Source organism: Microbacterium sp. (genome assembly GCF_044508325.1).
GTDB lineage: Bacteria > Actinomycetota > Actinomycetes > Actinomycetales > Microbacteriaceae > Microbacterium.
The window spans coordinates 1-26719 of record NZ_JBIQHX010000030.1 but is presented as its reverse complement, the minus strand read 5'-3'; the positions used below and the strand labels follow the sequence as shown (position 1 = coordinate 26719).

General features: G+C 70.0%; 21 protein-coding genes. 7 read left to right on the top strand and 14 right to left on the bottom strand.

From position 1 onward, the window contains the following. Positions 1-772, bottom strand: a 772-nt coding sequence (sufB, locus tag ACIWQI_RS15225) for a Fe-S cluster assembly protein SufB (RefSeq protein ID WP_396658700.1), incomplete at its 3' end; no start/stop codon positions are given. A gap of 251 nt (positions 773-1023) precedes the next feature. Between sufB and ACIWQI_RS15220 the strand changes: the two genes are divergently transcribed. Beyond that, a complete protein-coding gene (locus ACIWQI_RS15220; protein WP_396658698.1) occupies positions 1024-2031 on the top strand; it encodes a heme A synthase in 1008 nt (335 codons plus the stop codon). On the opposite strand, the gene ACIWQI_RS15215 is transcribed toward ACIWQI_RS15220, so the two are convergent. Beyond that, a complete protein-coding gene (locus ACIWQI_RS15215) occupies positions 1977-2909 on the bottom strand; it encodes a heme o synthase (RefSeq protein ID WP_396658702.1) in 933 nt (310 codons plus the stop codon). The two genes, ACIWQI_RS15220 and ACIWQI_RS15215, sit on opposite strands and share 55 nt — an antisense overlap. Before the next feature lie 213 nt (positions 2910-3122). Here ACIWQI_RS15215 and tkt point away from each other — a divergent pair, with 213 nt between their 5' ends. The 6 genes from tkt to pgl are packed head-to-tail and all read left to right on the top strand — an operon-like array spanning position 3123 to position 11233. Continuing rightward, on the top strand, positions 3123-5219 hold the full coding sequence (gene tkt, locus ACIWQI_RS15210; RefSeq protein ID WP_396658696.1) for a transketolase: 2097 nt from the start codon (positions 3123-3125) through the stop codon (positions 5217-5219). Continuing rightward, complete coding sequence (gene tal / locus ACIWQI_RS15205) at positions 5216-6340, top strand: transaldolase (protein ID WP_396658695.1); 1125 nt, start codon at positions 5216-5218, stop codon at positions 6338-6340. Before tkt ends, tal begins: the two co-directional genes overlap by 4 nt. Then, complete coding sequence (locus ACIWQI_RS15200) at positions 6337-7941, top strand: glucose-6-phosphate isomerase (protein WP_396658693.1); 1605 nt, start codon at positions 6337-6339, stop codon at positions 7939-7941. The genes tal and ACIWQI_RS15200 overlap by 4 nt, the downstream gene beginning before the upstream one ends. A gap of 13 nt (positions 7942-7954) precedes the next feature. Next, the gene (zwf, locus tag ACIWQI_RS15195; RefSeq protein ID WP_396658692.1) at positions 7955-9505 is read left to right on the top strand and encodes a glucose-6-phosphate dehydrogenase; all 1551 of its coding nucleotides are present in this window, start codon (positions 7955-7957) and stop codon (positions 9503-9505) included. Next, a complete protein-coding gene (locus ACIWQI_RS15190) occupies positions 9502-10464 on the top strand; it encodes a glucose-6-phosphate dehydrogenase assembly protein OpcA (protein WP_396658691.1) in 963 nt (320 codons plus the stop codon). Before zwf ends, ACIWQI_RS15190 begins: the two co-directional genes overlap by 4 nt. Continuing rightward, positions 10448-11233, top strand: a complete 786-nt coding sequence (gene pgl, locus ACIWQI_RS15185) for a 6-phosphogluconolactonase (RefSeq protein ID WP_396658689.1) — start codon at positions 10448-10450, stop codon at positions 11231-11233. Before ACIWQI_RS15190 ends, pgl begins: the two co-directional genes overlap by 17 nt. Before the next feature lie 16 nt (positions 11234-11249). Here the strand turns inward: pgl and ACIWQI_RS15180 are convergent, their stop codons facing one another. The 12 genes from ACIWQI_RS15180 to uvrB form a co-directional block, all read right to left on the bottom strand. Beyond that, positions 11250-11606, bottom strand: a complete 357-nt coding sequence (locus tag ACIWQI_RS15180) for an RNA polymerase-binding protein RbpA (protein WP_396658687.1) — start codon at positions 11604-11606, stop codon at positions 11250-11252. A 1-nt stretch (position 11607) separates the two neighbouring features. Then, the gene (secG, locus tag ACIWQI_RS15175) at positions 11608-11856 is read right to left on the bottom strand and encodes a preprotein translocase subunit SecG (protein ID WP_396658685.1); all 249 of its coding nucleotides are present in this window, start codon (positions 11854-11856) and stop codon (positions 11608-11610) included. A gap of 59 nt (positions 11857-11915) precedes the next feature. Further along, entirely contained in the window at positions 11916-12707 is a 792-nt protein-coding gene (tpiA, locus tag ACIWQI_RS15170) for a triose-phosphate isomerase (RefSeq protein WP_396658683.1), read from the bottom strand. Further along, positions 12698-13924: a phosphoglycerate kinase gene (locus tag ACIWQI_RS15165; protein ID WP_396658681.1), complete on the bottom strand. Its 1227-nt coding sequence runs from the start codon at positions 13922-13924 to the stop codon at positions 12698-12700. Before ACIWQI_RS15165 ends, tpiA begins: the two co-directional genes overlap by 10 nt. A gap of 4 nt (positions 13925-13928) precedes the next feature. Continuing rightward, positions 13929-14933 carry a type I glyceraldehyde-3-phosphate dehydrogenase gene (gene gap / locus ACIWQI_RS15160; protein ID WP_396658680.1) on the bottom strand — a complete coding sequence of 335 codons (1005 nt, stop codon included), beginning with the start codon at positions 14931-14933 and terminating at the stop codon, positions 13929-13931. A gap of 95 nt (positions 14934-15028) precedes the next feature. Then, the gene (locus ACIWQI_RS15155) at positions 15029-15655 is read right to left on the bottom strand and encodes a superoxide dismutase (RefSeq protein ID WP_396658678.1); all 627 of its coding nucleotides are present in this window, start codon (positions 15653-15655) and stop codon (positions 15029-15031) included. Positions 15656-15802: 147 nt separating this feature from the next. Beyond that, positions 15803-16774: a DNA-binding protein WhiA gene (gene whiA / locus ACIWQI_RS15150; protein WP_396658676.1), complete on the bottom strand. Its 972-nt coding sequence runs from the start codon at positions 16772-16774 to the stop codon at positions 15803-15805. 52 nt (positions 16775-16826) lie between these two features. After that, entirely contained in the window at positions 16827-17705 is an 879-nt protein-coding gene (gene rapZ, locus ACIWQI_RS15145; RefSeq protein WP_396658674.1) for an RNase adapter RapZ, read from the bottom strand. Between the two features lie 24 nt (positions 17706-17729). Next, a complete protein-coding gene (gene uvrC, locus ACIWQI_RS15140) occupies positions 17730-19610 on the bottom strand; it encodes an excinuclease ABC subunit UvrC (protein WP_396658672.1) in 1881 nt (626 codons plus the stop codon). Positions 19611-19615: 5 nt separating this feature from the next. Further along, positions 19616-22519, bottom strand: a complete 2904-nt coding sequence (gene uvrA / locus ACIWQI_RS15135; protein WP_396658670.1) for an excinuclease ABC subunit UvrA — start codon at positions 22517-22519, stop codon at positions 19616-19618. A gap of 251 nt (positions 22520-22770) precedes the next feature. Beyond that, on the bottom strand, positions 22771-24777 hold the full coding sequence (locus tag ACIWQI_RS15130) for a bifunctional metallophosphatase/5'-nucleotidase (RefSeq protein ID WP_396658668.1): 2007 nt from the start codon (positions 24775-24777) through the stop codon (positions 22771-22773). Between the two features lie 119 nt (positions 24778-24896). After that, a partial coding sequence (gene uvrB, locus ACIWQI_RS15125; protein WP_396658666.1) for an excinuclease ABC subunit UvrB occupies positions 24897-26719 on the bottom strand: 1823 nt, incomplete at its 5' end.

The window sequence follows — 26719 nt, the reverse complement described above, 5'->3', positions numbered from 1 at the left end:
TGACGATGATCTCCACGACGGCGGAGTGCAGCGAGTCGCTCTTGTAGATCGGCGCCGTGCAGCCCTCGATGTAGTGGACGTACGAGCCCTCGTCGGCGATGATGAGCGTCCGCTCGAACTGGCCCATGTTCTCGGTGTTGATGCGGAAGTACGCCTGCAGCGGGATCTCGACGTGGACGCCCGGAGGCACGTATACGAACGAGCCGCCCGACCACACCGCGGTGTTCAGAGCGGCGAACTTGTTGTCCCCGGCCGGGATCACCGTGCCGAAGTACTCCTCGAAGAACTCGGGGTGCTCCTTGAGCGCCGTGTCGGTGTCCAGGAAGATGACGCCCTGCTTCTCGAGGTCGTCGCGGATCTGGTGGTACACCACCTCGGACTCGTACTGGGCGGCGACACCGGCGACCAGGCGCTGACGCTCGGCTTCGGGGATGCCGAGTCGCTCGTAGGTGTTGCGGATGTCCTCGGGCAGCTCCTCCCAGGAGCCGGCCTGCTTCTCGGTCGAGCGGACGAAGTACTTGATGTGGTCGAAGTCGATCTCGCTCAGATCGGCGCCCCAGGTCGGCATGGGCTTGCGCTCGAACAGCTTCAGCCCCTTGAGCCGGTTCTTCAGCATCCATTCCGGCTCGGCCTTCAGGGCCGAGATGTCACGGACGACGGCCTCGCTCAGTCCGCGTCGCGCGCTGGCGCCGGCGGCGTCGGGATCGTGCCATCCGAACTCGTACACCCCCAGACCGTCGAGCTCGGGGCGTTCGATGAGCACATCCGACATGGAATCGTTCCTCCTCTGGACCCAACGGTGTCATCCGTCCCGGCATTCCGTATCCCGCGTGGAGTACCGCGGGCGGTCTGTCGCTTCTGGGTCCGGCTCGGGGCGGGCCTTGCGCGCCGCCTAAACTGTCGGCAGGCGGATCATCCGATGCGCCCGATCCCGACCCCTTGATTCTACAGGGTCCACCGTGCCGACGGGCGGCTCGCGCACCGAGCCGGTCCCGCAGCGGGACCCTCCTGGAGGCGACACGCATGCCCGCGGACACCGCGACTCCCGTCCGACCCGGCTTCTGGCGACGCGTCTGGGAGTGGCTGCCCGATCGGGTGGACGGCCGCGTGCGGTTCTTCGCCTGGGCGACGCTGGTCGTGCAGGTCGGGATCGTCGGGACCGGGGGCCTGGTGCGTCTCACCGGCTCGGGTCTGGGGTGTCCGACCTGGCCGCAGTGCACCGAGGGCTCGTTCGTGCCCACCCCGGAGATGGAGGGCATCCACCCGATCATCGAGTTCGGCAACCGCACGCTCACCTTCGTGCTCGCGGCGGTCGCGATCGTCATGTTCCTGTTCGTCATCCGGATGCGGCGCACGCGGCCCGAGCTGTTCTGGCTCGCCCTGGCGATCGGCCTCTACGTTCCGCTGCAGGCCGTCATCGGCGGCATCACCGTGCTCACCAGGCTCAATCCGTATGTGGTGGGGCTGCACTACCTCGCCTCGGGAGTGCTCGTCGTCTTCGCCGCCATGCTCGTGGCCCGCGTCTACACGGTCGCGGGGCCGCGGCGGGTCGTGGCGCCGCGCTGGTACGTCGCGGTCACCTGGATCGCCGCGGCGCTGGTGGCGGTCACGGTGGTCGTCGGCGTCCTGGTGACCGGATCAGGTCCGCATGCGGGCGACGGCGGCGCGGCGCGCAACGGACTCAACCCCGAGCTCATGCAGCACATCCACGCCTGGCCCTCCTACGCGCTGTTCGCCTGCACGCTCGTCCTCCTGATCGGCTCCTGGCGCCTGCGCGCGACGTCGCGCCTGCCGCAGTGGACCGCGGCCCTGCTGGGTGTCGAGCTCGTGCAGATCGCCGTGGGGCTGTGGCAGGCCCGCACGGGGCTGCCGATCGTGCTCGTGAACATCCACATGGTGCTCGCGATGCTGCTGCTGGCGGCGATGACCGCCGTCGTCATGCACCTGTCGGTGCCGGCCGCCGCGCCGGAGCCGGATCAGAAGGGGAGCAGCGGGTCGACGGCGATGGCGAGGAACAGCAGCGTCAGGTAGCTGATCGAGGCGTGGAACACCCGCATCGGCGCGGGCGTCGTGCCGCGGACGGCACGGTTGTACAGCCGGTGCGACTCGTAGATGAACCACCCGCCGAACACGAGGGCCGACACGGTGTACACGAGCCCCATGTGACCGACCGGGATCAGCAGCAGCGAGCACACGACGGTGGCCCACGCGTAAAGGATCACCTGCAGGCCCACCTGCGGTCCGTTGCGGGTCGCCCCCAGCATCGGCACGTCGACGTCGTCGTAGTCGTCGCGGTACTTCATCGACAGCGGCCAGTAGTGCGGCGGCGTCCAGAGGAAGACGAGCACGAACAGGATGACCGGCGGCCACGCCAGAGATCCGGTGACCGCCGTCCAGCCGATGAGCACCGGGAAGCAGCCGGCGATGCCGCCCCAGACGATGTTCTGCTCGGTGCGGCGCTTGAGCACCATCGTGTAGATGACGACGTAGAAGAAGATCGCGAACGCCGAGAGCGCCGCGGCCACCCAATTCGTGGTGAGCAGCAGCCAGAGCGTCGAGGCGACCGCCAGGACCCAGGCGAAGACCAGTGCGGCGCGCGGGGTGACCTCGCCGGTCACCAGCGGCCGGTTCACCGTGCGCTGCATGTGCGCGTCGATGTCACGGTCGAGGTACATGTTGAACGCCGCGGCCGAGCCGGCGCTCAGCGATCCGCCGATGACCGTGGCGAGCACGAGCCACAGGTTCGGGAAGCCGCCCTGGGCGAGGATCATCACCGGCACGGTCGTCACCAGCAGCAGTTCGAGCACCCGGGGCTTGGTCAGCGCGATGTACGCGCGCACCGTGCGGCCCAGCTGTGCGCGCCGGGTGGGTGCGGCGGCCTCGGCCCGCGCCGTTCTGATGTCTTCCATCGCCTCCGCCGTCGCCTCGTGCACGATCACCTCAGTCTATGACACCGCCCGCGGCGCGGCGGCACCGACCGCCCCGCCCCGGGGCCCTGCGCGGGCGACGCTTCGCTATGCTGAAACCGCACGGGCGCTGTGCGCCGATCCCGCTGCCCGTCCGTCCGGGCGCGGCGCCGGACCGGCCGAATCCAGGCGTCTCCCCTCGAGAAAGGCTGCCGGGTGTCGGAACTGCGTTGGGAAGAGATCGACAGGCGGGCCGTGGACACCGCCCGGGTGCTGGCGGCCGATGCCGTCGAGAAGGTGGGCAACGGGCATCCCGGCACCGCGATGAGCCTCGCCCCCGCCGCGTACCTGCTGTACCAGCGCGTCATGCGGCACAACCCCGCCGACCCGCACTGGCTCGGGCGCGACCGCTTCATCCTCTCGGCGGGGCACTCCTCGCTCACGCAGTACATCCAGCTGTACTACGGCGGGTTCGGGCTCGAACTCGACGACCTCGAGGCCCTGCGCACCTGGGGCTCGCTCACGCCGGGGCATCCCGAGTACGGGCACACCAAGGGCGTGGAGATCACGACCGGACCGCTCGGGCAGGGCCTGTCGTCCGCGGTCGGCTTCGCGTACGCCGCGCGGTACGAGCGGGGGCTCTTCGACCCGGATGCCGCACCCGGCACGAGCCCGTTCGATCACTTCGTCTACGTGATCGCCTCCGACGGCGACCTGCAGGAGGGCATCACCTCCGAGGCGTCGAGCCTGGCCGGGCACCAGCAGCTGGGCAACCTGGTGGTCATCTACGACTCGAACCAGATCTCCATCGAGGACGACACCGATGTGGCGTTCACCGAGGATGTCGCGAAGCGCTACGAGGCCTACGGCTGGCACGTGCAGACGGTCGACTGGAAGCGCACCGGCCAGTACGTCGAGGACGTCGAAGAGCTGTACGCGGCGATCGAGGCGGCCAAGGCCGAGACCGACCGGCCGTCGATCATCATCCTGAAGACGATCATCGGCTGGCCCTCGCCGGGCAAGCAGAACACCGGGAAGATCCACGGCTCGGCGCTCGGCGCGGATGAGCTGGCCGCCACGAAGAAGGTGCTCGGGTTCGACCCCGACCAGCACTTCGTCGTCGACGACGACATCCTCGCCCACACCCGGAAGCTCCTCGAGCGCGGCGCCGCCGAGGAGGCGGCATGGCGCGAGGGCTTCGACGCCTGGGCACAGGCCAATCCCGAGCGAAAGGCGCTGCTGGATCGCCTGCTGGCCGGCGAACTGCCCGATGGCGTCGAGTCCGCACTCCCGTCGTTCGAGGCGGGCAAGGACGTGTCCACCCGCGCGGCATCCGGCGTGGTGCTCAATGCGCTCGCTGCGGTCATGCCTGAGCTGTGGGGCGGATCGGCCGACCTCGCCGAGTCGAACCTCACGACGATCAAGGATGCCAAGTCGTTCAACCCCGCCGAGTGGTCGACGCACGAATGGTCGGGCGAGCCGTACGGGCGCGTCCTGCACTTCGGCATCCGCGAGCATGCCATGGCCGCGATCGTCAACGGCATCGTGCTGCACGGGCCGACCCGGGCCTACGGGGGGACGTTCCTCATCTTCAGCGACTACATGCGCCCCGCAGTGCGCCTGGCGGCCCTCATGGACATCCCCTCGGTGTACGTGTGGACGCACGACTCGGTCGCGCTCGGCGAGGACGGGCCCACGCACCAGCCCATCGAGCAGCTGACCGCGCTGCGCGCGATCCCCCAGCTGAGCGTGGTGCGCCCCGGCGATGCGAACGAGGTGGCGCACGCCTGGCTGGAGATCCTCCGCCGGCGCGGCGGCCCCGCCGGGATCGCCCTCACGCGCCAGAACATCCCGGTGTTCGAGCGCGGCGACGGTGAGGCCTCGGGCGATGTGCTGGCCTCGGCGGCGCACACCGCCAAGGGCGCGTACATCCTGGCCGAGGCGCCCGGCGGGAGCCCGGACGTGATCATCGTCGCCACCGGCTCCGAGGTGCAGCTCGCCCTCGCTGCGCGCGAGACGCTCAAGACGGAAGGGATCAACGCCCGGGTGGTGTCGGCCCCGTGCCTGGAGTGGTTCGCCGAGCAGGACGCCGCCTACCGGGAGAGCGTGCTGCCCGGCGACATGACCGCGCGGGTGTCCGTGGAAGCCGGGCTGGCGATGCCGTGGCGCGGAATCGTCGGGGATCGGGGCCGCAGCGTCTCGATCGAGCACTTCGGCGCGTCCGCCGACTGGAAGACGCTCTTCGAGAAGTTCGGGATCACGGCGGACGCCGTGGTCGCCGCCGCGCACGAAACCCTCAAGGAGAACGCATGAGCACCAACACCGAGCAGCTCACGGCGGCGGGAGTCAGCATCTGGCTCGACGACCTGTCACGCAGCCGCATCGACTCCGGAAGCCTCGCCGAGCTCATCACGACGCACAAGGTCAGCGGTGTGACGACGAACCCCACGATCTTCCAGAACGCGATCGGCGGGCCGGACGACCATCTGTACGACCCGCAGATCGCCGCACTCGCCGAACGTGGGGCGAGCGTCGACGAGGCGATCTTCGAGATGACCACCGACGACGTCCGGGATGCGGCCGACATCCTGCGGCCTGTGTTCGAGGCCACCGGCGGGGTCGACGGCAGGGTGTCCATCGAGGTCTCCCCCGACCTCGCCCACGACACCGAGGCCACGGTGGCGCAGGCGAAGGAGCTGTGGGCGGCGGTCGACCGGCCCAACATCCATATCAAGATCCCGGCCACCCGGGCCGGGCTCCCCGCCATCACCCGGACGCTCGCGGCCGGAATCTGCGTCAACGTCACGCTCATCTTCAGCCTCGACCGCTACGCGGAGGTCATCGACGCGTTCCTGGACGGGATCGAGCAGGCGCAGGCGGCCGGGCACGACATCTCGACACTGCACTCCGTGGCCTCCTTCTTCGTGTCGCGCGTGGACACCGAGGTGGACAAGCGGCTCGATGCGGACGGCCGGCCTGAGGCGGCGAAGCTGCGCGGCAAGGCCGGAGTGGCCAACGCCCGGCTCGCCTATGAGCTGTACGAGAAGACCTTCCGCGGCGAGCGGGCCGCCGCGCTCGTCGCCGCCGGCGCCAACCCGCAGCGCCCGCTGTGGGCATCCACCGGCGTCAAGGACCCGGCCTACCCCGACACCATGTACGTCACCGAGCTGGTGGCACCGGGAACGGTCAACACGATGCCGGAGAAGACGCTCACGGCGACCTTCGACCACGCCGAGATCACCGGCGACACGGTCACCGGCGCCTACGCCGACGCCCACCGCGTCTTCGCCGAGCTGGCCGAGGTGGGCGTCGACTTCGCCGACGTCACGCAGCTGCTCGAGGACGAGGGCGTGGACAAGTTCATCGCGTCGTGGCACGAGCTGCAGGAGACGGTCTCGCGTGCCCTCGCCGAAGCGGGCGAGACGGTCCGATGAGCTTCGAGATCCGCGTCTCGGGGCGCGTCAAGGCGGTCGTCGAGGAGACGCTGCCCACGCTCACGGCCGACCTCGTCGCCTCGGGCATCACCGCGGGCGACCCCACCCTGTGGGGCCCCGCCGCCGAATCGGAGGCCGCCAAGCGACTCGGCTGGGTCCAGGCGGTCTCCGTCTCCCGTCCGCTGGTCCCCGAGATCGAGAAGCTGCGCGCAGACCTCCACGCGCGCGGGATCACCAACGTCGTCCTCGCCGGGATGGGCGGCTCGTCGCTCGCCCCCGAGGTGATCGCTGCGACGGCGGGCGTGGAGCTCACGATCCTGGACTCGACCGCCCCCGGTCAGGTGCTGGCGGCACTCGACGAGGGCCTGGAGCGCACGGTCCTCGTGGTGTCGTCGAAGTCCGGATCCACCGCCGAGACCGACTCCGCCCGGCGCACCTTCGAGGCGGCCTGGCGCGACCTGGGCATCGACCCGGCCGAGCACATCGTCGTCGTCACCGACCCGGGCTCTCCCCTGGAGGCGTCGGCGCACGAGGCCGGCTACCGGGTGTTCACGGCAGACCCGAACGTGGGCGGCCGCTACTCGGCGCTCACCGCGTTCGGCCTTGTGCCCGCGGGCCTCGCCGGCGCGCCCATCGGCGAACTGCTCGACGAGGCCGAGGCCACGCTGCTGGAGGTGGCGATCGACAGCCCCGAGAACCCGGCTCTGGTGCTCGCCGCCGCGATCGCGGGAGGCGAGCCGCGACGCGACAAGCTGGGGCTCATCACCGACGGCACCCACATCGTGGGTCTGCCCGACTGGATCGAGCAGCTGATCGCGGAGTCGACCGGAAAGGACGGCACCGGCATCCTGCCCGTCGTGCTCCTGCCCGTCTCCCCCGAGGTCGAGCAGCCCCCTGCCGATCTCCAGCTCGTCCGCTTCGTCGACGAGGCCGGCGACCCCGGCATGTTCGAGCAGCACGAGGGCGAGGTGCTCATCAGCGGCACGCTGGGCGCGCAGTTCATCGTGTGGGAGTACGCCACCGCCGTGGCGGGGCGGATGCTCGGGATCAACCCGTTCGACCAGCCCGACGTCGAGGCGGCCAAGGCGGCCGCGCGCGGCCTGCTCGACGAGCGTCCCGAGCCCGCACCTCCCGCGTTCGCGGTCGAGGGCGTCGAGGTGCGCGTCTCCGACCCCGCGCTGGCCGCGTCGGGCACGCTCGAGGGCGTGCTCGACGCGCTGTGGGCCCGCATACCGGAAGACGGATACGTATCGATCCAGGCATACGTCGACCGCCTCGCCCTGCCCCAGCTGCGCGGGCTGCGGGAGATGGTCGCGGCGGACTCCGGGCGGCCCACGACCTTCGGCTGGGGCCCTCGGTTCCTGCACTCGACCGGGCAGTACCACAAGGGCGGCGCGCAGAACGGCGTCTTCCTGCAGATCCTCGAGCGCAGCGACGTCGACCTGGAGATCCCCGGCCGGCCGTACACGTTCGGTCAGCTCATCCAGGCGCAGGCGGCCGGGGATGCCGCGGTGCTCGCCGGTCGCGGACGCCCTGTCGTCACACTGACCCTCACCGACCCGCAGCCCGAGGTCCTGACGCTGTTCGAAGCAGCCCAGTAGGAGTCCGTCGTCCATGACCGTCGACATCTCGCGCGGACACAACCCTCTGCGCGATGCGGACGATCGCCGCCTCAGCCGCATCGCCGGGCCGAGCGCCCTCGTGATCTTCGGCGTCACCGGCGACCTCTCGCGCAAGAAGCTCATGCCCGCGGTCTACGACCTGGCCAACCGCGGTCTGCTGCCGCCCGGCTTCGCCCTGGTCGGGTTCGCCCGCCGCGACTGGGCGGATCAGGACTTCGCCGAGGTCGTCCACGACGCCGTCAGGCAGTACGCGCGCACCGAGTACCGCGAGGAGACCTGGGAGCAGCTGCTGCAGGGCATCCGCTTCGTCTCCGGCGAGTTCGGCGACGACGACGCCTTCCGCCGCCTCCGCGACACCGTGGAACGGCTCGACACCGAGCGCGGCACGATGGGCAACCACGCGTTCTACCTCTCCATCCCGCCGAAGGACTTCCCCCTCGTGACCACCCAGCTGAAGGCGTCGGGTCTGGTCGACGACACGGCCGACCAGCCCGAGCGCTGGCGGCGTGTGGTGATCGAGAAGCCGTTCGGCGACGATCTGACGTCGGCGCGTGCGCTCAACAGCGCCCTGCGCGCGGCGTTCCCCGCCGACTCGATCTTCCGCATCGACCACTACCTCGGCAAGGAGACGGTGCAGAACATCCTCGCGCTGCGGTTCGCGAACGAGCTGTTCGAGCCGATCTGGAACAGCAACTACGTCGACCACGTGCAGATCACGATGGCCGAGGACATCGGCGTGGGCGGGCGCGCCGGCTATTACGACGGCATCGGCGCCGCCCGCGACGTGATCCAGAACCACCTGCTGCAGCTGCTCGCCCTCACCGCCATGGAAGAGCCCATCTCGATGGACGCACGCGACCTGCGGGCCGAGAAGGAGAAGGTCCTCGCCGCGGTGCGCCTGCCGCACGATCTCGCCGAGGCCACCGCCCGCGGTCAGTACGCCGGTGGCTGGCAGGGCGGCGAGAAGGTGCCCGGCTTCCTCGAGGAGGACGGGATGGCACCGGACTCCACCACTGAGACGTACGCCGCCGTCAAGCTCGAGATCGCCACGCGCCGCTGGGCTGGGGTCCCCTTCTATCTGCGGACGGGCAAGCGGCTCGGCAGGAGGGTCACCGAGATCGCCGTGGTGTTCAAGCGGGCGCCGGAGCACCTGTTCTCGCGGACGCAGACCTCGGAGCTCGGGCAGAACGCGCTCGTGATCCGCGTGCAGCCGGACGAGGGCGTGACGATCCGGTTCGGCTCCAAGGTGCCGGGTGCGGGCACGCACGTCCGCGACGTCACGATGGACTTCGGCTATGGGCACGCGTTCACTGAAGCCAGTCCTGAGGCGTACGAGCGTCTCATCCTCGACGTGCTGCTGGGCGATCCCCCGCTGTTCCCCCGGCACGAGGAGGTCGAGCTGTCCTGGCGCATCCTCGACCCGATCGAGCAGTTCTGGGCGCGGCAGGGCGGCCCGCTCGAGCAGTACAGCCCCGGGTCGTGGGGCCCCGACTCCGCCGACGCGCTCCTGGCCCGCGACGGCCGCGTCTGGAGGCGCCCGTGATCATCTCCCTGCCGGACACGACGGTCAGCAAGGTCGCCAAGGCTCTCGTGCAGGTGCGCGAAGAGGGCGGCGTGGTCGCGCTCGGGCGTGTGCTCACCCTCATCATCTCATCGAAGTACGGCACCCCGGAGGACGCGATCGAGGCGGCCAACGACGCATCCCGCGAGCACCCGATGCGCGTCATCGTGCTCCGCCTCGACCGGGACGCGGACACCGCCCCGCGACTGGACGCCGAGATCCGCGTCGGCGGTGACGCCGGCGCGAGCGAGGTGGTCGTGCTGCACGCGTTCGGCGCGGCGGCGTCGAACGCGGAGAGCCTGGTGACCGGGCTGCTGCTGCCGGATGCGCCGGTGGTGGCCTGGTGGCCGGCCGACACGCCCCCGGTGCCGGCCGAGTCGGCGATCGGACGCATCGCGCAGCGCCGCATCACCGACGCCTCCCGCCACGAGGACCCCGCCGCCTGGGCGCACCAGCTGGGTGCGCACTACACGCCCGGCGACACGGACTTCGCCTGGACGCGCGTGACGCGGTGGCGCGAGCAGCTGGCCGCCGTGCTCGATCAGCCGCCGTACGAGCCGGTGATCTCCGCCGCGGTCGCCGGTGCCGCCGACTCGCCGTCGACCGGGCTGCTGGCGGCCTGGCTGCGGCTGAAGCTCGATGTGCCCGTGCAGTACGAGCATCTCGACCCGCGGGAGTGGGCGCACGGGATCAAATCGGTGCGGCTCACCCGTCCCGGCGGCGACATCGTCCTCGCCCGCCCCGAGCCGGGCACCGCCGTGCTGAGCCAGCCCGGCCAGCCCAGCCACGACCTCTCCTTCCCCCGGCGGACCCTGCGCGAGTGCCTGGCCGAAGAGCTGCGGAGGATGGACCCCGACCTGCTGTATGGTCGAGTCATCACGGAGGGCTGGGAGCTGCTCGGTCCGCCTGTCACGCGGGAGAAGGATGTCGACGCCGACTGAGTGGGTGACCGAGAGGCGCGTGGTCGTCAAGGACGATCCGGCCCAGGTCGCCGACGAGATCGGCCGCCGGCTCGTGCGCAAGCTGCAGAGCTGGACCGCGAGCGGGCGCACCGTGCACATCTCCCTCACCGGCGGAAGCACGGGCATCGCGAGCCTGCGCGCCGCCGCCGCCCACTCCGAGGGCGCCGACATCGACTGGGCGCACACGCACTTCTGGTGGAGCGACGAGCGCTTCGTTCCGCGCGCCGACGCGGAACGCAACGCCCTGCAGGCCCGTGAGGCGATGCTCGACCGTGTCGCGGTGCCCGCGGACAACATCCACGAGATGCCTGCCTCCGATCAGGGCCTGGAGCTGGATGCCGCCGCGGAGGCGTACGCCCGCGAGCTCGCCCGGTTCGGCTCGGAGACGCAGCCGTGGCCGGTCTTCGACCTCAGCCTGCTCGGGGTCGGCCCCGACGGACACATCGCATCCCTGTTCCCCGATCGCGCCGAGATCCGCATCACCGATGCCGCGGTCGTGCCGGTTCGGGAGTCGCCGAAGCCGCCGCCGGAGCGGATCAGCCTCACCCGGCCGGTGATCAATTCGTCGCAGCGGGTCTGGCTGGGCCTGACCGGCGCCGACAAGGCATCCGCTCTCGGGCTGATCCTCGCCGGCGCGAGCTACGCGAGCGTGCCGGCCGCGGGCGCGAAGGGGCTGCGCCGGACGTTCGCGTTCGTGGACAGAGCCGCCGCGGCGCAGGCGCCTCCCGAGCTCATCGAGCGCGACTGATCCCGCCGTGGCCGGGCTATTCCTGGCCGCGCCGTTCCCGCAGCTGCTTCAGCGCGTCGTCGAGCAGCGCCTCGGCCTCCTCGTCCGTGCGACGCTCCTTCACGTAGGCCAGGTGCGTCTTGTACGGCTCGGTCTTGGCCACAGCGGGCGGGTTGTCCTTGTCGCGACCGGCGGGAAGCCCCGAGTGCGGGTGGTCGATGACCTCGGGGATCTCGTCCTCGGGGAGGTTGGCGGCGAAGTAGCGCACCGTCTCGTTGCCCAGGGCGTCCCAGTAGGTGATCGCGACACGCTCGGCGTGGAACCCGTGGTCCTGCTCGCCCATCGGACCGGCGCCCACGCGGGTGCCGCGGATCGCATTGCCGCCAGTGGCCATGTCAGACTCCCTGGAACTTGGTGATGAGGCCGAGGGCCACGACCGCGACGAACCAGGCCAGCGCCAGGACGACCGTGAAGCGGTTCAGGTTGCGCTCTGCCAGGCCGGAGGAGCCGAGGGACGAGGTCATCCCTCCGCCGAACATGTCGGACAGTCCGCCGCCCCGCCCTTTGTGCAGCAGGATGAGCAGAGTCAGCAGGAGGCTGGTGATGCCCAGCAGCACCTGCAGGATGAACTCCAGAATCGGCACGTCTCACGCCTTTCACGACGACCCCGGCGGGTCGCACGAGTGTCGATTATACCGAGGGCTCAGACTCCGACGTGCTTCTGATAGCGGATGATGGCCGAGAACTCGTCGACGACGATGCTCGCCCCGCCCACGAGAGCGCCGTCGATGTCGGGCTCGCGCATGAAACTCGCGATGTTCGCGGCCTTGACCGATCCGCCGTAGAGGATGCGCGTGCGCTCGGCGGCATCCGCGCCCAGCTTCTCGGCGACCACCTGGCGCAGTGTCGCGCAGACCTCCTGCGCCTGCTGCGGCGTCGCCGCCTGCCCCGACCCGATGGCCCAGACCGGCTCGTAGGCGACGACGATGTCGGCGTCCGCCGTCACCCCCTGCAGCGCCGCCTGGAGCTGGGCGACCGGGACGGCGCTGGCGCCGTGCTCCTCGAGGTCTTCCGCGGTCTCGCCGACGCAGATGACCGGGGTAAGTCCGTGACGCAGCGACGCCTGCACCTTCTGCCCGACGATCTCGTCGGTCTCGCCGTGGTACTGGCGCCGTTCGGAGTGCCCGACGATGACGTAGGCGACCTGGAGCTTCGCGAGGAACTGACCCGAGATCTCGCCCGTGTAGGCGCCGGAGTCGTGCACCGACACGTCCTGCGCACCCAGCGAGAACGCGATGCGATCGGCGTCGATGAGGGTCTGCACGCTGCGCAGGTCTGTGAAGGGCGGGAAGACCCCCACTTCGACGGCGCCCCTGTCGTGACCGGCGTCGCGCAGCGACCAGTTGAGCTTCTGGACGAAGGCGACGGCCTGGAGGTGATCCAGGTTCATCTTCCAGTTGCCCGCGAGGAACGGGGTGCGACCCTTCACTGCCATCCGAGGACCTCCAGCCCGGGGAGCTTCTTGCCTTCCAGGAACTCCAGGCTCGCACCGCCGCCGGTGGAGATGTGTCCGAACCGGTCGTCGTCGAAGCCGAGCTGCCGCACCGCGGCGGCCGAGTCTCCGCCGCCGACGACGCTCAGACCGTCGACCTCGGTGAGAGCCTGGGCGACCGCCTCGGTGCCGGCGGCGAACGGGGCCAGCTCGAAGACGCCCATCGGGCCGTTCCAGAACACCGTCCGTGAGCCGCGGACCGCCTCGGCGAAAAGCGCCGCCGTCTCGGGCCCGATGTCCAGCCCGATCCCCGCGCCGCCGAAGGGGGTCTCCTCCAGGCTGTCGGCGGCCGCGATCACGTGGTCGGCGTCGGCACTGAAGTCAGACGCCATGACCGCGTCGGCGGGGAGGACGAGCTCCACACCGCGCTCGGCCGCCTCGGCGATGTACCCGCGCACCGTCTCGAGCTGGTCCTGTTCGAGCAGGCTCTTCCCGACCGGGTGCCCCTGGGCCTCGAGGAACGTGAACATCATTCCCCCGCCGATGCACAGCCGGTCCACCCGGGGAAGCAGGTGCGAGATGACGCCCAGCTTGTCGCTGACCTTCGATCCGCCCAGCACCACCGTGTACGGGCGCTCCGGGTTCTCGGTGAGACGATCGAGGACGTCGACCTCCTTCTCGATGAGCAGGCCCGCGGCAGACGGCAGGATCTCGGCGAGCTCGTAGACGGATGCCTGCTTCCGGTGCACCACGCCGAAGCCGTCGGAGACGAACGCCTCGCCGAACCGCGCCAGCTGCTGGGCGAACTCCCGCCGCTGCGCGGCGTCCTTCGCGGTCTCGCCCGGGTTGAAGCGCAGGTTCTCGAGGACCGCGACCTCCCCGTCCCCGAGTGCAGCGGCGGTCTCCTGCGCCGACGACCCGACCGTGTCGCGCGCGAAGGCGACCGGGCGGCCGAGCAGTTCGCCCAGTCTCACGGCGACCGGCTCCAGGCTGTACTGCGGGTCCGGCGCGCCGGCGGGGCGGCCCAGGTGGGAGCACACGACCACGCGCGCCCCCTCGTCGATCAGGCGGTTCAGCGTGGGCAGGGCCGCGCGGATGCGGCCGTCGTCCGTGATGACGCCGTCCTGCAGCGGGACGTTGAAGTCGGCGCGTACGACGACGCTCCTGCCTGCGAGCGGGCCGACGGCATCCTGAAGGGTGTCGAGGGTGCGCAGCGCCATGACGTCAGAGCTTCTCGGCGACCAGCTCGGTCAGATCGACGAGGCGGTTCGAGTAGCCCCATTCGTTGTCATACCACCCGACGAGCTTCACCTGGTTGCCGATGATCCGGATGAGCCCGGCGTCGAAGATGCAGGAGTGCGGGTCGGTGACGATGTCGCTGGACACGATCTCGTCCTCGGTGTACTTGAGCAGGCCCTTGAGCGGGCCGTCGGCGGCGGCCTTGAACGCCGCCTTGACCTCGTCGACGGTCAGCTCGCGCGTCGTCTCGACCGTCAGGTCGGTCGCCGACCCCGTGGGCACCGGGACGCGCAGCGCGAATCCGTCCAGCTTGCCCTTCAGCTCGGGCAGCACGAGGCCGATCGCCTTGGCGGCGCCGGTCGAGGTCGGCACGATGTTGATCGCCGCCGCCCTGGCGCGACGCAGGTCGCGGTGCGGGCCGTCCTGCAGGTTCTGGTCCGCCGTGTACGCGTGGACGGTGGTCATGAGGCCGCGCTCGATGCCGAAGGCGTCGTTGAACACCTTCGCCATCGGCGCCAGGCAGTTGGTGGTGCATGACGCGTTGGAGATGATGTCGTGCGTGGCGGGGTCGTAGTCCTGCTCGTTCACGCCCAGGACGAACGTGGCGTCCTCGCCCTTGGCCGGCGCCGAGATGATGACCTTCTTGGCGCCGCCGGTGATGTGCTTGCGCGCGTCGTCGGCGTTCGTGAAGCGCCCGGTCGACTCGATGACGATGTCGACGCCCAGTTCGCCCCAGGGGAGGTTGGCGGGGTCGCGCTCCTCGAACACCTTGAAGGAGTCGCCGCCCACGGTGATCGACTCCTCGTCGTAGGTGACCTCCCGGTCGAGGGGCCCGAGGACCGAGTCGTATTTGAGCAGGTGGGCGAGGGTCTTGTTGTCGGTGAGGTCGTTGACCGCGACGAGGTCCAGGTCAGCGCCCTGCGCGATCGCCGCGCGGAGGAAGTTGCGTCCGATGCGGCCGAAGCCGTTGATTCCGATCTTGACGGTCACGGAGTGCCCCTGTTGCTGTCATGCGCGATTGCGCGGTTTTCATCGGTCGGACAACGGCGTCCCGGCGGGCCAGTCCCGCCGGGACGCCCACGCTGCTAAGACAGTACCAGCAGGCCCGCGCTCTTCTCTCGGGCTGCGGCGAACCGCCGCTGGACGTCCGCCCAGTTCGCGATGTTCCACACGGCCTTGACGTAGTCGGCCTTCACGTTGAGGTAGTCGAGGTAGAAGGCGTGCTCCCACATGTCGAGCTGGAAGACCGGGATCGTTCCCATCGCCGTGTTCGACTGCTGGTCGAACAGCTGCTGGATGATGAGCTGCTCGCCGATCGGGTCCCAGCTCAGGACCGCCCAGCCCGAGCCCTGGATGCCGGTCGCGGCCGCCGTGAAGTGCGCCTGGAACTTCTCGAAGCCGCCGAAGAACTCGTCGATCGCGGCCTTGAGCTCTCCCTCGGGCTGCCCGCCGCCGTCCGGCGAGAGGTTGGTCCAGAAGATGGAGTGGTTGACGTGGCCGCCGAGGTTGAAGGCGAGGTCCTTCTCGAGCTTGCTGATGTTCGCGAAGTCGCCCTTCTCGCGCGCCTCGGCGAGCTGTTCCAGCGCGGTGTTCGCACCGGTGACATACGCCTGATGGTGCTTGTCGTGGTGCAGCTGCATGATCTTCGCGCTGATGTGCGGCTCGAGGGCCGCGTAGTCGTACGGGAGTTCGGGCAGCGTGTACTTCGCCATGTTCGCTTCTTCCTGTGTCGGCGCCGCGAGTCGCGCGGCTGCTTCGGGCGCGCCTGGGCGGCGCCGCCCGGATGACTCTCATCCTAGTGACGGACAACGCGCCGGGACCGGGGTTGCTTCCCGCCCCGCGGCGAAGTAGGCGGGTGCTCAGTCCGGGACGGGGACGTCCACGTCGGTGCCCGGGATGCCCTCCTGCTCGGCGCGCTTGTCGGCCATGGCGAGCAGCCGGCGGATGCGTCCGGCGACGGCGTCCTTGGTGAGGGGCGGATCGGCGTGATGGCCGAGCTCGTCGAGACTGGCGTCGCGGAATGCGAGACGCAGCTCGCCGGCCTGACGCAGATGATCGGGAGTGTCCTCGCCGAGGATCTCCAGCGCCCTCTCCACGCGCGCGCAGGCGGCGACGGCGGCCTGTGCCGAGCGGCGCAGATTGGCGTCGTCGAAGTTGACGAGCCGGTTCACGCCCGCCCGGACCTCGCGATGCTGGCGCAGCTGCTCCCACTCGGCGGCGGTCGCCTCGGCGCCCATCGCCGCGAGGGTGGCCCGGATCGCCTCGCCGTCGCGGACGACGACCCGCGGCGCGCCGCGCACCTCGCGCGCCTTCGCCCCCACTCCGAACCGGTGGGCGGCGCCGACCAGAGCCATGGCCGCCTCCGGCGTCGGGCAGGCGACCTCCAATGCGGCGGAGCGACCCGGCTCGCTCAGCGATCCGCTGGCGAGGAACGCCCCGCGCCAGATGGCCGCGGCATCCTCGCGTGCGCCCGCGATGAGCCGGTTCGGCAGCCCTCGCACCGGCCGGCGACGCTGATCGAGCAGCCCGGTCTGCCGCGCGAGGGTCTCGCCGCCGTCGAGGACGCGGACGACCCAGCGATCGCCCTGGCGGGCAGCGGATGCCTGCGCCTCCTTGACCTCGGGACGCACGCCGTAGAGCTCGACGAGGTCGCGCACGGCGCGGCGGGCCAGCCGCGGCGAGTCGACCTCCGCTTCGACCGCCACGCGGCCGGCGATCGAGTGCAGTCCGCCGGAGAATCGCAGCAGCGCCGTGAGCTCGGCCACCCGGGCTGTCGCCCGTGTGACGCGTACGGCGACGAGCTCTGCCTTCACGTCGGCGGTCAGTGTCACTGTTCTCCCTCGGTCTCGGTCTGCGGGCACGCCCGAACGGACAGCTTAACGTCTACTCGCGGCCGAGATCGCGGTGCCGCACGCGCACCGCCACGCCGTCCTCACGGCTGAGGCGCTCGGCGACCTCGATGGCGGTGACGACCGAGCGGTGCTTGCCGCCGGTGCAGCCGATGGCGACGGTCGAGTGGCTCTTGTTCTCGCGCTGGTATCCCTGCAGCACGGGATGGAGCGCGACCGCGTAGGCGTCGATGAACTCCCGCGCACCGGGCTGTGCGAGGACGAACTCGCGCACGTCCTCGTCCTCCCCGGTCAGGCCGCGCAGCTCGTCGCGCCAGTACGGGTTGGGCAGGAAGCGCATGTCCGCCACGTGGTCGGCGTCCGGGGGCACGCCGTACTTGAAGCCGAAGCTGAGCACGGTCAGCGTGTGCCGGGCCTGCCCCTCCTCGGAGAACAGCTCGGAGACCTCGGTGGCGAGCTGGTGGATGTTGTAGCCGCTCGTGTCGATGATGACATCGGCGTTCTCGCGCACCGGCGCGATGAGGCTGCGCTCGCGGCGGATGCCGTCCAGGATCGTCCCGTCGCCCTGCAGCGGGTGGGGCCGGCGCACCGCTTCGAACCGCCGCACCAGCACGTCATCGGAGGCATCCAGGAAGACGGTGCGCAGCTGCCGCGCGTCCCGGAGGCTGCGGGTCACCTCGGGCAGGTCGGCGAACATCTCGCCGCCGCGCACGTCCACCACCGCGGCCACCTTCGGCAGGGCCGCCGAGGCCACCCCCGAGAGGTCGAGCAGCGGCTTGAGCATCTGCGGAGGCAGGTTGTCGACCACGTACCAGCCGAGGTCCTCCAGGGCGTCCGCGGCGGTGGAGCGGCCGGCACCGGACATGCCGGTGACGATGAGCACCTCCCCCTTGCTGCGCGCCTCGTCCGTCACCGTTCCCCCATCGACGCTCTCACCCTATCGAGGGGGTCGTTCCGTCGCGAGGTGAGCGTGGATCGCCGCCGCCAGCGCCGGCCCGATCCCCGGCAGCTGCGTGATCTCCTCCGGCGTGGCGCGACGCAGCGCCGACACGGACCCGAAGTGGCGCAGCAGCGCCTTGATGCGCACATCGCCGAGTCCCGGGACCTCGCTGAGCACGGAGGTGATGTCGCGGCGGCGGCGCTTGCGCTGATGGGTGATGGCGAACCGGTGGGCTTCGTCGCGCAGTCGCTGCAGGAGGTACAGGGCCTCGCTCGAGCGGGGCAGGATCACGGGGTACTCCTCCCCCGGCAGCCACACCTCTTCGAGCCGCTTGGCGATGCCGCACAGCGCGATCTCCTCGTGGCCGGCGTCGGCCAGCGCCCGCGCCGCCGCCTCGACCTGCGGCCGCCCCCCGTCGACCACCAGCAGCTGCGGCGGGTAGGCGAAGCGCCGGCGTCGCGTGTCCTCCCCGGCATCCTCGTCCTCGTCGAGATAGGCGAGCCTGCGGCGCAGCACCTGACGCAGCGAGTCCGTGTCGTCCGTCGTCTCGGCGATGCCGAACGAGCGGTACTGGTCCTTCCGCGGCAGGCCGTCCTCGAAGACGACCATCGAGGCGACCACGTTGGTCCCGCTCAGGTGCGAGACGTCGAAGCACTCGATGCGCAGCGGCGCCTCGGTCAGCCCCAGCGCCTCCTGCAGGTCGGTGAGCGCCTGCGTGCGCGCCACGTAGTCGCTGGAGCGCCGTGTCTTGTGCAGGATGAGCGCCTGCTGCGCGTTGAGATTCGCCGTCTTCATGAGCTCGGCCTTGCGCCCGCGCTGGGCGACCTGGATCGACACCCGCCGGCCGCGTCGCTCCTGCAGCCAGGTCTCCAGCTCCGCGGCGTCGTCGGGGAGGTCGGGCACCAGCACGGTGCGGGGGATGTCGGCGGGCGCCGCGCCGCCGTAGGTGCGCTGGAGGATCTGGTCGACGAGCTCGGCGCCCGAGATGTCGATCTCCTTCTCGATCGTCGAGGCGCGCACCCCGCGCACCCGGCCGCCGCGGATCACGAAGTGCTGCACGGTGGCTGCGAGCTCGTCCTCCGCGATCCCGAACAGGTCGGCGTCGGTGTCGGAGGCCAGCACCAGGGCGCTCTTGTTCAGCACGGCCTCGATGGCCTGGAGCTTGTCGCGGTAGACGGCGGCCGCCTCATAGTCCATGGCCGCCGCGGCCTCCCGCATGCGCTTGGTCAGGTCGCGCGTGAAGCGCTGGTCGCCTCCGGACATGAAGGCGACGAAGTCGTCGACGATCGCCCGGTGCTCCTCGATCGACACCGTCATCGAGCAGGGTCCGCCGCAGCGACCGATCTGTCCGGGGAAGCAGGGGCGCCCGGTCGCCATCGCCTTGCGGTACGACGCATCCGAGCAGGTGCGGATCGGGAAGACCTTGATCATCAGGTCGATCGTGTCGTGCACGGCCCACACCTTGGGGTACGGCCCGAAGTACTTCGCCCCCGGGATGCGCCGGTTGCGGGTGACGATCACGCGCGGGGCCTCGTCGGCGAGGGTGACCGCCATGAACGGGTACGACTTGTCGTCCTTGTAGCGCACGTTGAACGGAGGGGTGAACTCCTGTATCCACATGTACTCGAGCTGCAGCGCGTCGACGTCGCTGGCGACCACGGTCCACTCCACGGACGCGGCCGTGGTGACCATGCGCCGGGTGCGCTCGTGCAGCGTGCGCAGCGGCGCGAAGTAGTTGGACAGCCGCGCGCGCAGGTTCTTCGCCTTGCCGACGTACAGGACCCGGCCGTCGGCGTCCCGGAACCGGTACACCCCCGGGTTGGTCGGGATCTCGCCCGGCTTCGGCTTGTACGGGACGGTGGGGGCGGTGCGCGCCATCCGCCTCAGCCCGCCTTGCGCTCGAGTTCCGGTCCCTGCGCCTGCCGGAGGGACAGCACCTCGGCCAGGAACGCGCCCGTGTGGCTGCCCTCCACGCGCGCGACCTGCTCCGGAGTGCCCACGGCGACGACCTCTCCCCCGCCGGCGCCCCCTTCGGGGCCGAGGTCGATGATCCAGTCGGCCGACTTGATGACATCCAGGTTGTGCTCGATGACGATGACGGTGTTGCCCTTGTCGACGAGGCCGTTGAGCACCTCCAGGAGGCGCGAGACATCCTCGAAATGGAGTCCTGTCGTCGGCTCGTCGAGCACGTAGATCGACCGGCCGTTGGAGCGCCGCTGCAGCTCGGTGGCGAGCTTGACCCTCTGCGCCTCGCCGCCGGAGAGCGTGGTCGCCGACTGTCCGAGGCGGACGTAGCCGAGTCCGACGTCGACCAGCGTCTTCAGGTACCGGTGGATGGCCGGGATGGGCTCGAAGAACTCGGCCGCCTCCGAGATGGGCATCTCGAGGACCTCGGCGATGTTCTTGCCCTTGTAGTGCACCGCGAGCGTGTCGCGGTTGTACCGCTGGCCGTGGCACACCTCGCAGTCCACGTAGACGTCTGGCAGGAAGTTCATCTCGATCTTGATCGTGCCGTCGCCCGAGCACGCCTCGCAGCGCCCGCCCTTGACGTTGAAGCTGAAGCGCCCCGGCTGGTACCCGCGCGCCTTCGCCTCGGCCGTCTCGGCGAACAGCGAGCGGATGCGGTCGAACACGCCGGTGTACGTGGCGGGGTTCGAGCGCGGGGTGCGGCCGATCGGCGCCTGATCGACGTGCACGACCTTGTCGAGGTTGTCGAGGCCCGTGACGCGCGTGTGCTTGCCGGCGACCCGGCGGGCGCCGTTGAGCCGCGTGGCGAGCACCTCGTACAGGATGCCGTTCACCAGCGACGACTTGCCGGAGCCGCTGACGCCGGTCACCGCCGTGAACACCCCGAGGGGGAAGTCGACGGTGATGTCCTTCAGGTTGTTCTCCCGCGCACCCACCACCGTGACCTGTCGCTTCCGGTCGATGCGACGGCGCTTCGCCGGCACCGGGATCTCGCGTCGGCCGGCGAGGTAGTCGCCGGTGAGCGAGGCGCGCTCGGTCAGGAGGGCGTCCAGGGGCCCCGAGTGCACGACGCCGCCGCCGTCGACGCCGGCGCGGGGCCCGATGTCGACGATCCAGTCGGCGGCGTGGATCGTCTCCTCGTCGTGCTCGACGACGATGAGCGTGTTCCCCAGGTCGCGCAGGGTCAGCAGCGTCTCGATCAGGCGGCGGTTGTCGCGCTGGTGGAGGCCGATCGACGGCTCGTCGAGCACATACAGCACGCCGGTGAGCCCGGACCCGATCTGGGTGGCCAGCCGGATGCGCTGCGCCTCGCCGCCGGAGAGGGAACCGGCCGAGCGGCCCAGGCTCAGGTAGTTGAGGCCGACCTGGATGAGGAAGTCGAGCCGGGCGCGGATCTCGCGCAGCACCGCCGCCGCGATCTGCGCCTCGCGCTCGGTGAGCTTCAGCTTCGCGAAGTACTCGTGCGCCTCGCCCAGGCTCAGCCGCGACGCGTCGGCGATGGAGTGGCCGTGGACGAGCACGGCGAGCACCTCGGGCTTGAGCCGGTCGCCGTTGCAGGCGGGGCAGGGCACCTCACGCAGGTACTCGGACCAGCGCTGCCGCTGATTGTCGGACTCGGCCTGCATGTACTGGCGCTCGATGTACGGCACCACGCCCTCGAAGCCGGACGCGTAGCGCATCTCGCGGCCGTAGCGGTTCTTCCACCGCACCGTGACCTTGTAGTTCTCGCCGCGCAGCACCGCCTCGCGCACGCTCTCGGGCAGATCCTTCCAGGGCGTCTCGAGCGAGAAGCCGAGATCGGCAGCGAGTCCCTCCAGCAGGCGCTCGTAGTACTGGAACAGGCCCTTCCCCTGCGTCGTCCACGGGATCAGGACCCCTTCGCGGATCGACAGCTCCTCGTCGCCGAGCATGAGCTCGACGTCGACCGACATCCGCGTGCCGAGGCCCGAGCAGACCGGGCATGCGCCGAACGGGGCGTTGAACGAGAAGGTGCGCGGCTCGATCTCGGTGAGCTGCAGCGGATGCCCGTTGGGGCACGCGAGCTTCTCGGAGAACGACTGCCACGCGGCATCCCCCTCTTCGTCCACGAAGTTCACCTGGACGATGCCGCCCGCGAGCGCGAGGGCGGTCTCGACGGAGTCGGTGATGCGGGTGAGGATGCCGGGGCCCGCCACCAGCCGGTCGATCACCACGGCGATGTCGTGCTTGTAGCTCTTCTTGAGGGTCGGCGGGTCGGCGAGCTGGACGAGCTCGCCGTCGACGATCGCGCGCGAGTAGCCCTTCGCGCCGAGCTCGCGGAAGAGGTCGACGAACTCGCCCTTCTTCTGCGTGACCACCGGCGCCACGATCTGGTAGCGGGTGCGCTCGGGGAGGTCCATCAGCTGGTCGGCGATCTGCTGCACGGTCTGCCGCTGGATCCGCTCGCCGCACTCGGGGCAGTGCGGCACGCCGATGCGCGCCCACAGCAGGCGCATGTAGTCGTGGATCTCGGTGATCGTGCCGACCGTGGAGCGTGGGTTGCGGTTCGTGGACTTCTGGTCGATGCTCACCGCGGGCGACAGCCCCTCGATGAAATCCACATCCGGGCGGTCGACCTGACCGAGGAACTGGCGGGCGTAGGCGCTCAGCGATTCGACGTATCGGCGCTGCCCCTCGGCGAAGATCGTGTCGAACGCGAGGCTTGACTTGCCGGAACCGGAAAGGCCCGTGAAGACGACGAGCGAATCGCGCGGGATGTCGAGATCGACGTCCTTGAGATTGTGCACACGGGCGCCCCGGACACTGAGTTTTCCGGCAGAGGCGACGGGGATGATGGGCACCAGACAAGTCTAGGCGGGGCCTGCGACACTTCGGCGGGCTCAGCGCAAGCACCCGGGCTCAGCGCAAGCACCCGGGCTCAGTGCAAGCACCTCGGCGGGCTCAGCGCAAGCACTTCGGCGGGCTCAGTGCAAGCACTACGGCGGGGCTCAGCGCAAGCACCTCGGCGGGGCTCAGTGCAAGCACCTCGGCCGGAGACGAGGATGCCGCGGGACCGTGCGGGCCCCGCGGCATCCTGTTTCCCCTCCCCGTCCTAGGGCGTCACGGTCATCGTGAACGAACTCGTCGTCCCGGTGGTCGGGACCGAGACGTCGAACTCCGTCGCTCCGCTGACCGCCGGCACCGTGAAGGTCACCGTGGCCTGACCGATCTCGTCCGTCGTCGGCGTGTACGCCGTGACGATGGCGCCGGTGCCCAGCTGGATGCCATCGTGCGAGATCACGACGGTGTCGGCCGCCGGCAGCTCACCGCGCGAGAACGCCAGCGACGACAGCGTCACGGTCACCTGCGAGCCGGCCGCCGCGGTCTCCGGTGCCACGACCCCGACCGCGCGCTGGGCGAGATCCGGCGTCGCGGTCTGGAACTCGGTGAACCAGTCGACCATGGCCTCCAGGTCGACCTTGCCGCTGTCGGCCTTGTTCAGGCCGGCGGCGAGCGTGCTGAAGTTGTCGCCGCCGGACGCGAGGAACGAGTTCACCCCGACCGAGTACTCGACGCCAGGTTCGATCAGGTCGTCGCCCAGCCACACGGCGGTGATGTGCGAACCCTTCGGCGCCGTCGGGTCATAGGTGTACCGGAGCTCCTTGTTGACGCCGAGCTTGAGGAACGGCCGCGATGCGGAGGCGGGCTGCCACTGCTCCTCGAGCACCTGGATGATCTGCGCGCCGGTGAGCGTCATCGACACGAGGGTGTTGGCGAAGGGCTGCACATTCGCGGCCTCGCGGTAGGTGACCACGCCCTCATCCAGGTCGGCGCGCAGGCCGCCGGGATTCATGAAGGTGATCTGCACGTTGCGCGTCCCATCGGCGTTGAGCGCCCACTTCTGCACGTCTGCAACGAAGTTGCCCAGCGTCGACTCGCCTCCGCGGTTCTCGGAGATCTCGCCCTCTTCGTCCGGTGCGACCGCGCGCTGCAGCGCCGCCGTCGTCGTGCCCACCTCGACGTTGCCGAGCTCGTCCGCGACGGCCTTCGCATCGGCGACCAACGGGACCAGCGCCGGGTCGGGCTCGTACAGGTAGCCGACGATCTCGTCCTCGTCGTCGCGCACCGCCATCTCGTAGATCGTGTTCTCCATCGAGGTGATCGACTTCGTGTTGCGGTTGTAGGTGATCACCATGTTCGAGAACCGCTCGCCGTACTGGCCGCTCGAGATGACCGGGCGGCCGTCGATGACGAGGTTGTACGGAAGGTGGGTGTGTCCGGAGACGATCGCGTCGATGTTGTCGTTGGCGTTGTTGACGATCTGGCCGAACCGGGTCGTCTCGTCGGTGGCCGACTCCACGGTCCCTACGGTCGCGCCCTCGTGCACGAGCAGGATCACGATGTCGGCCTCGCCGTTGTTCGCGCGTCCGTCGCTGAGCTGGTCGGCGACGCGGTTCGCAGCCTCGACCGGGCTGCCGACGTCGATGTCGGCGATGCCTGCCGGGCTGACCAGCGACGGCAGCTCGTCGGTGACCGCGCCCACGAATCCGACGCGGACGCCGTGGAGCTTCTCGATCCAGTACTCCGGAAGCGCCGCCTGATCGGTGCCCGTCTCGTAGACGTTGGCGCCGAGGTACTCCCAGTCGGCCAGCGGCATCACCCGGTTGGTGAGATCCTCGAACCCGCGGTCGAACTCGTGGTTGCCCACCGAGCTCACGTCGAGTCCGGCGAGGTTGAGCGCCTCGATGGTCGGCTCGTCCTGCTGGATGAACGACGTGAACGTCGAGGCCCCGATCAGATCGCCGGCGGCGGCGAAGACGGTGTTCGGGTTCTCGGCGCGAATCGATTTCACCGCCGACGACAGCCGCGCGATCCCGGCGGCGGCGCCGTTCTCCTCGATGCGGCCGTGGAAGTCGTTGACGGTGACGAGGTTGATCTCGACCGTGGTGCCTTTGGCCTTGCCGTTTCCACTGTTTCCGTTGTTCCCGCTGTTTCCCGGGGCGGCGTTCGCCGGAACGATGCCGCCCAGCGCGAGGGCGACGGTCGCGGCCGCCGCGCCCAGGAGCGCGAAGCGTCGTGCGGGTGATGACGTGCGGTCGCGGTGTGACCGGAAGCGCATGGGAGTTTCCTCTCTGCCGTTGCTCGCGGGTCGGGCGGGTGTGCCGTGCCGCGTCCCTTGAGCGTAGGAAGATCCCGTGCGTTCGCCTAGGAGTATGAGAGAGTCCTCATCTCTGGACGTCAGGCGTGACCGGCGACCTCCATGGCGCGCAGATCACGCTTGAGCTCCTGCACCTCGTCGCGCAGCCGGGCGGCGAGCTCGAACTTGAGCTCTTCCGCCGCCGACAGCATCTGGGCCGTGAGATCGGCGATGGTCTCCTCGAGCTGCACGGCGCCCTCGGCGGCGATCCCCTCGCGCCGCAGCTGCGGCGTCGGCGACTTGCCGCGGCCGGACTTGGTCTTCGCCGAGGCCTTTCCGCGCAGCATCCGGTCGGTGTCGGCGCCCTCTCGCGCGAGCGCATCGGTGATGTCGGCGATGCGCTTGCGCAGTGGCTGCGGATCGATGCCGTTGATCCGGTTGTACTCGAGCTGCTTCTCACGCCGCCGCTCGGTCTCGTCGATCGCGCTGCGCATGGAGTCGGTCACGCTGTCGGCGTACATGTGCACCTCGCCGGAGACGTTCCGCGCGGCTCGTCCGATGGTCTGGATCAGCGAGGTCCCCGAGCGCAGGAAGCCCTCCTTGTCGGCGTCGAGGATCGCCACCAGCGACACCTCGGGCAGGTCGAGGCCCTCTCGCAGCAGGTTGATGCCGACCAGCACGTCGTACACGCCCGAGCGCAGCTCGGTGAGCAGCTCGACCCGGCGCAGCGTGTCGACGTCGGAGTGCAGGTAGCGCACGCGCACGCCGTGCTCGCCGAGGAAGTCCGTGAGCTCCTCGGCCATCTTCTTGGTGAGGGTGGTCACCAGCACGCGTTCGTCGCGCTCGGCGCGCACCCGGATCTCCTCGAGCAGGTCGTCGATCTGCCCCTTCGAGGGCTTGACCACGATCTTCGGATCGACCAGGCCCGTCGGGCGGATGATCTGCTCGACCACGCCGTCCGCGATGCCCATCTCGTAGCGGCCGGGCGTGGCCGAGAGGTAGACGGTCTGCCCGATGCGAGCCTTGAACTCGTCCCAGCGCAGCGGCCGGTTGTCCAGCGCACTCGGCAGGCGGAAGCCGTGCTCGACGAGCGTGCGCTTGCGCGAGGCATCCCCCTCGTACATCGCCCCCACCTGCGGGACCGTCACATGCGACTCGTCGATCACGAGCAGGAAGTCGTCCGGGAAGAAGTCCAGGAGCGTGTGCGGCGGCTCGCCCGGCGCGCGTCCGTCCAGGTGCCGCGAGTAGTTCTCGATCCCCGAGCAGAACCCGAGCTGCTGGAGCATCTCGAGGTCGAAGCTGGTCCGCATCCGCAGACGCTGCGCCTCGAGGAGCTTTCCCTGCCCCTCCAGCTCCTGCAGCCGCTCGGCCAGCTCCGACTCGATGGTCCCGATCGCCCGCTGGACGACCTCGGTCGCAGCCACGTAGTGGGATGCCGGGAAGATCGGCACCGAGTCGAGCTTCTGCACGACGTCGCCGGTGAGCGGATGCAGCATGTACAGCGCCTCGATCTCATCGCCGAAGAGCTCGATGCGGATCGCGTACTCCTCGTACACGGGGATGATCTCGATGGTGTCGCCGCGGACCCGGAAGTTGCCCCGCGAGAAGTCGACGTCGTTGCGGTTGTACTGCATGGCGATGAACTGGCGGATGAGCGCGTCACGGTCGTAGCGCTCCCCCACCTGCAGGGCGACCATCGCGCGCAGGTACTCCTCGGGCGCCCCGAGACCGTAGATGCACGAGACGGTGCTCACCACCACGACGTCGCGCCGGCTCAGCAGCGCGTTGGTGGTCGAGTGCCGCAGCCGCTCGACCTCGGCGTTGATCGACGAGTCCTTCTCGATGAAGGTGTCCGTCTGCGGCACGTACGCCTCGGGCTGGTAGTAGTCGTAGTAGCTGACGAAGTACTCGACCGCGTTGTGCG